This is a genomic window from Beijerinckia mobilis, assembly GCF_000745425.1.
GTDB classification, from domain to species: domain Bacteria; phylum Pseudomonadota; class Alphaproteobacteria; order Rhizobiales; family Beijerinckiaceae; genus Beijerinckia; species Beijerinckia mobilis.
In genome coordinates this window covers 37,806-50,028 of record NZ_JQJH01000024.1, presented here as the reverse complement: position 1 = coordinate 50,028, position 12,223 = coordinate 37,806, and the positions used below count along the sequence as shown (strand labels likewise).

The 12,223-nt window shown below is 55.7% G+C and carries 10 protein-coding genes and 1 other annotated feature; of the genes, 3 read left to right on the top strand and 7 right to left on the bottom strand.

The window, feature by feature from the left end:
* Positions 1 to 271: 271 nt before the first annotated feature.
* Positions 272 to 1,201 carry a histone deacetylase family protein gene (locus DL88_RS15750; RefSeq protein WP_034998200.1) on the top strand — a complete coding sequence of 310 codons (930 nt, stop codon included), beginning with the start codon at positions 272 to 274 and terminating at the stop codon, positions 1,199 to 1,201.
* Between the two features lie 39 nt (positions 1,202 to 1,240).
* On the opposite strand, the gene DL88_RS15745 is transcribed toward DL88_RS15750, so the two are convergent.
* Positions 1,241 to 2,242 carry an Lnb N-terminal periplasmic domain-containing protein gene (locus tag DL88_RS15745; protein ID WP_051956062.1) on the bottom strand — a complete coding sequence of 334 codons (1,002 nt, stop codon included), beginning with the start codon at positions 2,240 to 2,242 and terminating at the stop codon, positions 1,241 to 1,243.
* A 21-nt stretch (positions 2,243 to 2,263) separates the two neighbouring features.
* Positions 2,264 to 3,616: a 3,4-dihydroxy-2-butanone-4-phosphate synthase gene (gene ribB / locus DL88_RS15740; RefSeq protein WP_034998197.1), complete on the bottom strand. Its 1,353-nt coding sequence runs from the start codon at positions 3,614 to 3,616 to the stop codon at positions 2,264 to 2,266.
* Positions 3,617 to 3,678: 62 nt separating this feature from the next.
* Here ribB and DL88_RS15735 point away from each other — a divergent pair, with 62 nt between their 5' ends.
* Together DL88_RS15735 and DL88_RS15730 are read left to right on the top strand one after the other, a co-directional pair.
* A complete protein-coding gene (locus DL88_RS15735) occupies positions 3,679 to 4,473 on the top strand; it encodes a phosphodiester glycosidase family protein (RefSeq protein ID WP_034998193.1) in 795 nt (264 codons plus the stop codon).
* Positions 4,474 to 4,564: 91 nt separating this feature from the next.
* Positions 4,565 to 6,427, top strand: coding sequence for an ABC transporter ATP-binding protein (locus tag DL88_RS15730; protein WP_034998190.1), 1,863 nt, complete (start codon positions 4,565 to 4,567; stop codon positions 6,425 to 6,427).
* A gap of 181 nt (positions 6,428 to 6,608) precedes the next feature.
* Here the strand turns inward: DL88_RS15730 and DL88_RS15725 are convergent, their stop codons facing one another.
* From DL88_RS15725 to DL88_RS15705, 5 genes are all read right to left on the bottom strand, one after another.
* Complete coding sequence (locus DL88_RS15725) at positions 6,609 to 7,619, bottom strand: phosphotransferase enzyme family protein (RefSeq protein WP_156971149.1); 1,011 nt, start codon at positions 7,617 to 7,619, stop codon at positions 6,609 to 6,611.
* A gap of 25 nt (positions 7,620 to 7,644) precedes the next feature.
* A complete protein-coding gene (locus DL88_RS15720) occupies positions 7,645 to 9,096 on the bottom strand; it encodes an MBOAT family O-acyltransferase (protein ID WP_034998265.1) in 1,452 nt (483 codons plus the stop codon).
* Between the two features lie 127 nt (positions 9,097 to 9,223).
* Complete coding sequence (locus DL88_RS15715; protein WP_156971148.1) at positions 9,224 to 10,210, bottom strand: hypothetical protein; 987 nt, start codon at positions 10,208 to 10,210, stop codon at positions 9,224 to 9,226.
* A gap of 294 nt (positions 10,211 to 10,504) precedes the next feature.
* Positions 10,505 to 10,560: a sequence feature (sul1 is cis-regulatory element that is thought to sense ions involved in sulfur or methionine metabolism; They are found in Alphaproteobacteria), on the bottom strand.
* Positions 10,561 to 10,754: 194 nt separating this feature from the next.
* Complete coding sequence (gene moaA / locus DL88_RS15710) at positions 10,755 to 11,768, bottom strand: GTP 3',8-cyclase MoaA (protein WP_034998183.1); 1,014 nt, start codon at positions 11,766 to 11,768, stop codon at positions 10,755 to 10,757.
* 224 nt (positions 11,769 to 11,992) lie between these two features.
* The gene (locus DL88_RS15705; RefSeq protein WP_034998181.1) at positions 11,993 to 12,223 is read right to left on the bottom strand and encodes a formate dehydrogenase subunit delta; all 231 of its coding nucleotides are present in this window, start codon (positions 12,221 to 12,223) and stop codon (positions 11,993 to 11,995) included.

Below are 12,223 nucleotides of genomic sequence, written 5' to 3'. Positions count from 1 at the left end.
TTTGGCCGCGCGATCGCAAGGCGGCGGCCTTTCGTCCCTGATGACCGGTTGCGATTTGCGAGGCGTGGATGAATTAAGATCCTGCCGACCCTTTGGGTCATCCGGCACGAGGACAAGAACCCCTGCGCACCTGCGGCATCGCCGTGAACAGAGTGACGTCCCACGCGGATCTTTCGGCAGACCCTAATGACTATCCGATTGCGGATGGCTCGACCTATGCTTCACGCCAGTTCTCCATCCGGACCAACCCTGTTTCGCTTATGGATCGCTTGTGACAACCTTGTTCCTCAGTCACCCCGCCAGCGCCGGCCATGACACCGGCCCCGGCCATCCCGAACGCGCCGACCGGATTCGCGTCATCGACCAGATGCTGGAGCATGAACGTTTTCAAATGCTGCATCGCGCGCTGGCGCCGGGAAATGACCGCCAAGCCATTTTACGCGTGCATCCAGAAGCCTATGTCGACGCGATTCAGAAGGCTTGTCCGGCGGAAGGCTATGTCGAAATAGCGCCCGACACGATCCTCAGTCCCGGCAGTTGGGAAGCCATCGCCCATGCCGTGGGTGGTACGACTGCCGCCGTTAATGAAGTCATGCGCGGCGATGCGAAAAATGCCTTTCTGGCCGCCCGTCCTCCCGGTCATCATGCGGAGAAGGAGACGCCCATGGGCTTCTGCTTCTTCAACACACCGGCCATCGCTGCCCGTCACGCGCAAGCCGTCCATGGTGCCGAGCGCGTCGCCATCATTGATTTCGATGTCCATCACGGCAACGGAACCCAGGATATTTTCTGGTCCGACGCCAGCGTTCTTTATGCCTCCACGCATGAAATGCCGCTATTTCCCGGCACGGGCGCTGCCAGTGAAACCGGCGAGTTCAACAATATCGTCAATGCGCCGCTCAAAGCCGGCGATGACGGCGTTGCCTTCCGGGAGGCGATGGAAAACCGCATCCTGCCAGCGGTCGATACCTTCCATCCGGATTTCATCGTGATCTCCTCAGGCTTCGACAGCCATCGCCTCGACCCCATGGGAAATCTCAATCTCGTCGAGCCTGATTACCTGTGGGTGACCGCAAAGATCATGGAACTCGCCGAGCGTCACGCCAACGGGCGCATCGTCTCGATCCTCGAAGGCGGTTATGATCTTGAATCCCTTGCGCGTTCCGTCGCGGTCCATGTGCTGACACTAATGGGGGCGTGAGCGCCCTCTCTATCGCGGGACACACGGTGAGACACCGCTTCAGGGCACGGCAGCCCGGATGCGCGCAGAAAAATCCGGCGATGTCCCGGCGGCCTGTCCTCGTTCGCTGATCACCGCCTCGCGCCGAACCGCCGCGAGCGGCAAATCATGCTCAATGATGCCGTGATCATAGAGATAATCCGGCAGATAGCCCGAGAGCAGAATACGCCAGTCGAGCGGTGTGCCCGGCTCGATCAGCCGCGCCAGTTTGAAGATCACGGTCGTGCAATTGGTAGTGACCGTCTGGTAGAATTGCGGCTCCCGCGCCAGTGCATTGCCCATGTCGAGGAAGGACAAGAGCAAGGCGCGGCGCTGCCGTGTCGTCAGATCAAGCCGATAAAGGGAAACCGTCTCGCGCCTTATATTGGTGCGTAGCCGCAGAATATCGCGTTCGTCGGCGGCGATAAGAACAAGCTCGAACTTCTTGAAAAAGCCGCCAATCTCGGAAAATGCCTCGCCTTTCTTACGGCGAATTTCCGCCGAGAAGACGAGAAAGCGGCCATCATCGAAGCCGAAACTGATGAGCGTATGGGCGATAGCCGGATTCGACCAGACGGAGCTGATAAGATCGACGGATTTCAACGCATCGAGCGAATAGATCCGCGTTTCCCAACGCGGTGTGAAATCGGTCTCCGAGCGCCAATCGAAATTCCGCACATTATGCAGGACGAGCCTGTCTCCATCGATTTCCGCCGTCACGCCATGCGCGACGTCGAGCGCCCATTCACGATCATTGGACGGCTTGATCGACCCCCACCATGCCCAGGCCGCAATAGCAACCAGGGCAAGCCCAAGCCAGGCAAGGCGGTCATGCTCGCGCTGCTGCAGGAGGAGCAAGGCAATGCCACAGCATCCGAGAAGCACCAAAGTGAGCCAGCGCCGTAATCCGGAGAATTGATACCAGACAGCAAGACCAAGAAGCAGGAATGTTACGCAGACCAGACCCCAGAAGGCGATTGTGAGAGCCACCGAGGAAAAAGATGGACGGCGCAACACAGACACGAACTTTCCCCGGCGGCTGGATTATTCCAGCCCTTCCGTCGTAACAATCTCGATTCCAAAGCCGGAAAGGCCAACATAGGTCATCGGCTTCGAAGCGCAAAGCCTGATCGAGCTGATGCCGAGATCCCGCAGGATCTGCGCACCAAGCCCCACCTCGCGCCATTCCCTGGTCCGTTGCGCTTCGGAATCCATCTTGTCCGCCCCGGCAATCTGCGCGGGGACACCGGCAGTCCCATCCCGCAGAAGGATGAGCACACCACGCCCTTCGTCATGGAATTTCGACAGGATCCGATGAATGGTCACGCCACCGGCAATCACATCGGCAATGATATCGACGCGATGCAGACGCGCCGGCATATCCCGGCCATCTCCGATCTCCCCTTGCACGAAAGCAAAATGCTGCACGCTGTCATACGGGGTGCGAAAGGCATAGCCGGTAAGCGGTCCGCAGATCCCCTCGACGGTGAAGGTCGCGACACGCTCGACCAGTTTCTCGCGCTCCTGCCGGTAGGCGATGAGATCAGCGACGGAAATCCGTTTCAGCCCATGTTGGACAGCGAAAGCCTCGATCTGGGCCCCGGCCATGACAGTGCCATCATCATTGGTCAATTCGCAAATGACGCCGACCGGCGGCAGGCCGGCAAGCCGGCAGAGATCGACCGCCGCTTCGGTATGGCCCGACCGCATGAGCACACCGCCCTCCCGCGCGATCAAGGGGAAAATATGCCCGGGCCGCACGAAATCATTGGCGCCCATATTGCCGTTTGCAAGCGCCCGCACCGTATTGGAGCGCTGTTCCGCGGAAATGCCCGTCGTCAGGCCATGTTTGCCATCGACCGAGACGGTGAAGGCGGTTCCATGCGGCGCATCATTGGCGGCGACCATCGGCGCGAGATGCAGCCTGCGGGCTTCCTCGTTGGTGAGCGGGGCGCAGACGATGCCACAGCAATGGCGAATGATGAAAGCCATCTTCTCCGGCGTGCATAATGCGGCGGCGCAGATGAGATCCCCTTCATTTTCACGATCATCGTCATCGGTGACGATGACCAGCTCGCCCTTGCCGATGGCTTCGATGGCTTGAGCGACCGAGTAACGCATGATGAAGCGCTCCTTGCTTGCGCGGCAAATGTCTGGGCTTGCGCGGGAATGTTCAGGATCAACGAGTGAAGGCGAGAAGAAGAGCCCGGAATCGAGAAAATCGTTCGGCGTGACGGCACCTTCCGTCGCGCGTAGAATCAATTCCGCCGTTTCGCGGGAGAGCCAGGGCTTGTGCTGGTTGCACATTTGTGAAATCGAGCCTTTGGAAAGGCCGATCTTTCGGGCGAACTCCGACCGAGTGAGTTGATTGCGCTCCAGCCATTCGCCGAGTTTCATGGTGCCAATGTATCTCTCCGTTGCGTTTAGTCAAACTGAAAGAAACAAATTGGTCAGTTCGGATGTTTAATTTCACTAAACACATTGCGCCGGCCTTGCGGATCTTGCTCCTTCTGCTTGCCATTTCCTATTGTTTCGGTCTGCACCCGGCACAAGCCGAGCCCTGCTCATCCCTTTCCGATGAGGGTTTGAACTTTACGATCTGCCGTTTCGACAGCCGCAAGAGCGATCTGCGTCTTTTCTGGCAACAGCCGGACGGACAAGCCTATGGAGGGTTCAGCGCCCTGCGCGCCGGTTTGCAGCCGCGCGGCGAAAGGCTGGAATTCGCCATGAACGCCGGCATGTTCCACGAGGATCTCACACCCGTCGGGCTTTATATTCAGGAAGGACATCTGCTGCATTCGGCGAACATGCGCAACGGGCCAGGCAATTTCCACATGAAACCCAACGGGGTTTTCTATTTCAGCCGTTATGGCACCGCCGGAGTCATGGAAACCGGCCACTTTCTGCAATCCGGTCTCAAGCCGGATTATGCGACCCAGTCCGGCCCCTTGCTCGTCACCGACAATCAATTGCATCCGAAGATCGCGATGACGGGGACCTCGCAGAAGATCCGCAACGGCGTCGGCGTCAGAAACAACCATGAAGTGATCTTTGCCATTTCCGAGGAGCCGGTCACTTTCTTCCGCTTCGCGAGTCTGTTTCGGGACATTCTTCATTGCCCCGATGCCCTGTTCCTCGATGGCTCCATTTCCAGCCTCTATGCGCCAGCCCTCAACCGCGACGACCAATGGCGTCCAATCGGCCCCATCATCGGCGTCATCATTGGAACGAACCATGCCTCAACATCCCGGTAATCACCGGGAATGACATCAAGACAAGACCTTTCTTCCATCAGGATGCGCTCAGGCAACAGGCGCCCTCGAACCCTCCGGCGCCAGATATTCCATGCTTCATCTTCTTGAAAATCTCCTGCAGCCGACCAAAATCGCCCCCGATGCCGCTCCGCCGCAAAGCCTGACTGGCTTCTATTGGCATTTCGCGAAACAGGTCAAAGCGTTCGTCTTCATGCTGTTTGCGACGAGCTGCATGGTCGGGCTTGTCGATCTCGCATTGCCCTATTTTCTCGGGCGCGTCATCAGCATGGTCGGTGATACCGAGCCGCACAGGCTGTGGTCATCCCATGGGCGCGAGCTTACCCTCATTCTGGTGGTCGTGCTTTTTGTGCGGCCCGCCGTCTTTTTCATGCATGGTCTCGTCGCCAACCAGATCCTGACGCCCGGCCTCACCAATCTCACGCGCTGGCAGAACCACTGGCATGTCGTGCGCCAAAGCTGGGCTTTCTTTCAGAACGATTTCGCCGGGCGGATCGCGAGCCGCGTGGTCCAGACCGGCGCATCGCTGAGAGAAACAATCGTCTCCTCAGTCGATACGCTCTGGCGGGTTATTGTCTTCGGTACCAGCGCCTTGTTGATGTTGAGCACGCAAAGCATACTGCTCGCCTTGCCGCTCGCCCTCTGGTTCGTTCTCTTCTTTTTATTGCTATGGGCCTTCGTACCGCGCATGCGCGATCGCTCGCGCGCCAATTCGGATGCACGCTCCGCCCTCACCGGCCGCGTCGTTGACAGTTACACCAATATTCTGACGGTCAAACTCTTTGCCCGCGCCCGCGAGGAAGATCTTTTTATCCGCGAGGCGGTCGACGACCACACACGCGCCTTCCGTGCGCAGCAGCGGCTGAATACGATCTTCGGCCTGCTCCTGTCCTTGCTGAATGCGAGCCTGATCACCGCCATGGGCGCGACCACCCTCGCCCTCTGGACAAACGACATGATTTCGCTTGGCATCGTGGCGACGGCGCTGCCGCTTGTCTGGCAGGTCACCAATCAGGCCTGGTGGATCTCCCAGAGCGTCACCACCATTTTCGAGGCAGTCGGCGCGGTGCAGGAGGGCATGCGCTCCGTCGCCGTACCGCGCCAGATGTCCGATTCTCCCGAAGCGAGAAAACTGCGGGTTGGCGAAGGCGCGATCCGTTTCGATCATGTCACCTTTGGCTATGGCACGCAGCGCGGCGTCCTGCATGATCTCGATCTCTCCATCCGCGGAGGCGAGAAAATCGGCCTCATCGGCCATTCCGGCGCCGGCAAATCCACGTTGGTCAATCTGCTCCTGCACTTCTTCAATGTGGAATCTGGACGTATCCTCATCGACGGGCAGGATATCGCCGAAGTCACACAGGAGAGCTTGCGCGCCCATATCGCCATGGTGACACAGGATACGTCGCTGTTGCATCGCTCGATCCGCGACAATATTCGTTATGGGCGGCCGAGTGCGACGGAAGAAGAAATCCGCGCGGCGGCGGAGCAGGCACATGCGCTCGAGTTCATCGAAAGGCTGGAGGATCACCAAGGCCGCCGCGGTTTCGAGGCGCAGGTCGGGGAACGCGGCGTCAAATTATCCGGCGGACAACGCCAGCGGATCGCCATCGCCCGGGTGATCCTCAAAAATGCGCCAATTCTCATTCTCGATGAAGCAACATCGGCTCTCGATTCCGAAATCGAAGCGGCGATTCAGGAACAGCTCACCGCCCTGATGCAGGGACGGACCGTGATCGCCATTGCCCACAGGCTTTCGACCATCGCCCAAATGGACCGTCTGATCGTGCTCGATCACGGCAGGATCGTCGAACAGGGGACTCATGCGGAGCTTCTGGCTGCTGATGGCGCCTATGCTCGGGCATGGAAGCGACAATCCGGCCAGTTCGGCAACAGCCAAAAAGATACGGCAAAGGGATTTTTCGATCTCGCTTAAAGCGTCTCGGATATATCCGGAAACACTCCGATAAAGAGCACCTAACAAGAGGATTTGTTACCGCTGTCCGGCTGCTGATATTTGCATGGTCAAACAGGTCTTCTCGACGCCCATTTGGCCGAAATCGCGCCCCTATTTGCGCCGGATACGCCACTCCCGATGGGCTGGCAGCCTCGATACTCTAACCTAAGGTGTATATATCAAAATCCACCATTGCTAGCTCTCTGAGGTATGTTCGCTCGCCCTCCCGCTGCCACCCCTCCGTAAAATGTGCCAAAAGCCACAAAGCTTCGTCTAGCCATGCGGCTTTGAGGACAAATATCCAGTTTGCGTATTCCTGTTGCATCCAAGCCAAAATTTCAAAGTAACCTTCATAAAAATCACGCCATTGAGATCGAGTCCACAATGTGCCTGGCGATGAGTTCAGATCGCAATGAAACAAAAGCACTGCACAAGCCGTATCATACAATCTAGGGATTCTTCCAGCGTGATCTGGGTCGATTAGCGTAGGTACGCCGACGTCAGAGAAAATTAGATTGGAGGCTTTGAAATCCCAACAGCAAGCTGATAGTGGCAAAGCCAATCTGCGATCTCTAAAAGTATCGTAGATTTCACCAGTGATATTAGCCACTTTCGCAGTGAACTGGCCTAGAATTTCCGGACACCAACGATCGATGTTGTCAGCGCATTTTTGTAAATTCGCTGCGACCTTTGTTTTGCTGGGTATAGGAAGCTCATTGATGGTTAACATGTCACGGCCGAGATTTTCACCTTCTAAGTGTATTTGTCCAAGCAGACGCCCCGCTTGTCTGAGCTCATCTCTGCTAGCTGTATATGAATGACCATCTACAAACGGATAGATGACCCAAGACCAAACATCGGAATCCTGTATCACACGAGGGTTCGGTGCAAATTGACTCAAGGGTGCAACAATCTTTATGTTCCGTGCTCTTAACGTGTGAAGCCAGTCGGCGATGACTTGAGCGGATGATCTCGGATATCCAGTCCTCTTTATAACTATATCCCATTCGTCATCCTGAATCCGATATACAGGCGCATATGGGCAAAGGCTCGTCATTTTGCTGACGACCAGCCCAAAAGAAACAGCGGCCTTATTCGCCAGCTCGTAATCAGGACCCTGCAATTTTTCACATCCGGAATGTTTGGGATAAATCCGGAAACGCTCCCACAATATCCTATGTCCCCCACATAGTCCTTCAAAACTGAAAATAAACAAACTCACGCACGATATTGAACCGCGTCGCGGCAAATAGGGCGAGAACGGCGAGCCCCCCGGCCCAGAGCGGGCTGGGACGCCAGCGCAGAACGATCCTGACCGGTGTTATCTGCGCCAACCCATCGACGATGGTTTGTGAGTTCGGCAAAGTGAATGCGATAAGACCGGCGAGGATGAGAAGAGCCAGGCTGGAATTGGGTATCGGAACCAGCGGGACGCCAGCAAGATATGTCTGACCCACCATAGCCTTAAGAACAATCAATGAATGCGCGAATGTGGGACTGCGGAAGAACACCCATGCGCCGCTTACGGCCAGTAGCGTGATCAGCCAATTGATTGCGGGAAAGCGGGATTGGACATGCGCATCATGCCCTCTCAGATTTCGCCAGAAGTGATTGATGATCAGATAGAAGCCATGCAACCCGCCCCAAACGACAAAGTTCCAGGACGCGCCATGCCAAAGACCACCGAGCAGCATCGTCGCTATCAGATTGACATATCGGCGGATCCTTCCGCATCGATTGCCGCCGAGCGGAATATACAGATAATCACGCAGCCAGTGCGAAAGCGTTATATGCCAGCGGTTCCAGAAATCGATGATGGACGTGCTTTGGTAAGGCGAGTTGAAATTATAGGGCAGATTGATGCCAAACATTCGCGCGAGGCCGATCGCCATATCCGAATAGCCGGAAAAATCGAAATAGAGCCCTAATCCGAAGGCCATCGTGCCGATCCACGCGGCGATGAATCCAGGGGTCTCGGCAAGAGCACCGTCAAAGACCGGATCAGCGATGCCAGACAATTGATCCGCCACGAGGACTTTCTTGGCAAGGCCGAACACGAAGAATGTCAGTCCGGTGGCGAAATAGCCAGGATCGAACCGCATGGCCGATTTCTGAAACTGTGGAATCAACTGCCAATGATGAACGATAGGGCCGGCGATCAATTGCGGAAAGAACAGAACAAAAAGAAGATATTCCAGATAAGTGTAGCGAGCCGCTTTGCCGCGATATTCATCGACCAGAAAGGCGATCTGTTGGAACGTATGGAAGGAAATCGCCAGGGGCAAAATGATGTTCAGGGTGACAAAACGAACGTCGAGGATGTTTCCCAATGTCGACAAGAAAAAGTTTGTATATTTGAAATAGCCGAGGAGCCCCAAATTCATGACGATGGCGGTTGTCAATAATGTCCTGGCAGCACGGGAATCGGAATCGCGCCAAATTCCCAGGCGATAGCCTATGAGGTAATTGGCTGTGAGCTGTACGACGAGCAGTACGCCGTAAGCGAAACTCCAGGCGCTATAGAAAGCGAAAGAGGCCGCGCTCAAAAAGATATAGGCAAGCGTCCTGTTGATCCGCGCACAGAGAAAATAACCGATGAGCGTGACCGGCAGAAAGATCAGAATAAATTTGAATGAATTGAAAAGCACGATTTCCCTCCATCCTGCAGCCTGGAGCAGAAAACAAAAATTCGATTCTGCAATAAATTCCATACACTTAAAAAGAAACCGCTTGTGCGGGAGCAGGCATAGGCGATCGCGAAGCGACGCGATCCACCTACATCCCTCCCTGATGTTTCATTGATTCTGTCATGGCTTGTATCTGAGCGGCGAGAGCCGCCGAGAACGCTTGCGCGCCATGCCAGCTGAAATGCACGTTGTCGAAATAGACAGCGCGATCATTGAGAAGCGTTCGACCGGGAATGAGCTTCGTCGTCTCGGCGTGGAGTGACTCCCGCAATTGCCGGTCGAAATTGTCCTCGAGCTCTCGTTGAGGATCGCCTTGCGGCCTCAGGCTCGGACGGGTTGGGAAGCGAACGACGACAAATTCTATTCCACGCGCCTTGAGGAACTGTTCGAATAGGGTGAGGGCGCGAAAACATTCTTTATCGAGGATAGCGGGAGGAGGCCAATCAATCGTCTCATCGATATGGCCTTCGATCGGGCCGGAGCCGTAAGGTCCCATGACGACAGAACCGCCCGGCACGGCGATGTCTGAGCGCCTGCGCGCAATGGCTATAGCATCCTTGAAAAAGGGCAACGGCCGGAAATTTGTCGCATAAATGAGAAATGGAGACCCATGGCCAAACACATAGGACGCCGCCTGGTCTTTATCGAAAAAGGCACCATCGCCTTGCGAACATTGTTCGAAATCTCGCGGTGCCACAATCGTCATCACCGTCTTGACATGTTTCAAATGGTCGAGAAGAAATTCTCCTAAAAACGCTGTCTGGTGGAAGTTGAGATAGCAAGGTGCCGCGTTTAAAGGATCGCTGGCGATACGGGTTGAAACGAAGGGCGTTAGATCAAGGTTTCGCCATGTCACCGAAGATCCGATGGCCAGAAAATCGACATTGTCGATCTCCCGCTCCGCCAGATATTTGAATTTTTCATCAATACAGGATGTCGCTGACAGGGGCGGCGCCGGCAGCGAATGAACAGATCTGAGTCCACACAGCATCACCCAGAACAAAGTGATACCGGCGACGATAAAAAGACCAAAGAAGCCCAAAAAACGGTAGTTTGTGTGAGAATTATATTGCATCGAAATCAATGAATTGTAGCAATACCATTGCAACTAATGATGTCGCTGCCCAATCAAAGATCGAAACGCCCTCAATAATGAACTCTCGTGCTACTGCATGATAGAGCGGCCAATTCCTGATGGAATTGCAGCCTAAATAAATTGTCGCAAGTAAAATGGCTGAAGCGATTTCAGCGTGTTATTTTCACGTTATGAACCGTGAACGGATCGGAAAACCAGTAGCAAGAGCTGTCGACGTCGCGTGATGGGAATTACCCGGCCTCTTGGCCGTCACCATTAGTCGATATGGTTTAGCGATGTCTGGCGGATCGGCGGCCAGAAGAGCCACCCGGAATTTCACCGGGTCCTTGTGAATACGTTTGAGACTACGCGATTTCTGCTGCGATGCAAGAACTTTTCTAAACTCAACCGAAAGCGTTGAAAAGGGGCCAAGAAACTCGCCTTTCCTCCGAATTTGCGCGGCAAAAAGCCTAAAGATCAAGGTCTGGCATCAGGTGGCGCCGCATCCCGAATGAAGATACGTCACATCGAAGGCGCTACATCCTTACCCACCAGTGATGCTCATGTGGCGCGCCGGATTTCCCGCAGTCCCGGATGTGGAGACAAGATCGAATTCATGCCCCTTAGGCTTAATGCCGATCGCCGCACGAATGGCCTCGATCAAGCGGGTCTCATCCGTACCACTCCGCAAGACCTGTTTCAGATCGACATAATCCTCGTGTCCCAGGCACAGATAAAGCTTGCCCGTGCAGGTCATTCTCACGCGGTTGCAGCTTTCGCAGAAACCATGGGTCATAGGTGTGATAAAACCGAGACGGCGGCCGGTTTCACGCACATGAACATAACGCGCGGGACCACCCGTTTCATACCGGGTTTCTTCCAGCGTCCAACGGTGGGCAAGACGGCTACGAACAAGGGACAGCGGCAAATAACGATCCACACGGTTCTCACCGACTTCACCCATGGGCATGGTCTCGATGAGACAGAGATCAGCGCCAATCGCCCCGCACCAGGCAATCAAATCGTCGAATTCATCCTCGTTGACCTCGCGCATGGCGACCGTATTGACACGCACGGCAAGGCCCGACTCCCGCGCGGCCGTGATGCCGTCGAGAGTCGCCTGCAATTTACCAGTCCGCGTGATGGTGGAAAAACGCGCCGGATCAAGTGTATCGAGACTGACGTTGATCCGCTTGATCCCTGCTGCGGCCAAGGCATCGGCATGAAGCGCAAGCTGGCTGCCATTGGTGGTGAGCGTCAATTCGTCGAGCCCCGGCCCTTCGGCACGGCCGATCCAGGATCCGAGCGCGGACAGAAAATCGTCGATACCCCGCCGCAGGAGCGGTTCACCGCCGGTGATCCGCAGACGGCGCACACCGGTCGCAATGAAGCCCTTGCACAGCCGTTCCAGTTCCTCAAGCGAAAGGACTTCGGAACGTGGCAGAAACACCATGTCTTCCGCCATGCAATAAAGGCAACGCATGTCACAGCGATCCGTGACGGAGACGCGAAGATAGCTGATCCGCCGGCGAAACGGATCGATGAGCGGATCAGTCATTGTGCCAGATCTCATGAAGGTGGGCCTGGAAGCCCGCCTGATATTGCGCACTGATCCCAAGACCAGAGTGCTTTCCATCGACACGTGAAGCAGACACGCATCATCACTGCCGTCTCAGCTCAAGCCCGAGGCGGTTTAACGCTTGGCCCGAACCGAGACTGCAAGAAGAGGTCTTGCCGAAACATCCGCAAGACGATCCGTGACAAGACGATGCTGCCGCCCTCTCACGCGTTCTCGTGGTTCTCGATCTCGCAGGGCACCGCCTCAATCACGATAGCATCGAGCCCGTCCGGGTCTTTCGCAATCAATATGCAGAGATCGCGCCGCATGGTCGGTGACCAAAAGGCTTCAATATGGCTTCGAATGCCCTTCACGGCCTCTTCCCGGGAATAGGGACGGAAGAAGGTCGCAATCTGATTAGCCATGCGAATCAGCGTTTCATTCTTGCTAGACAT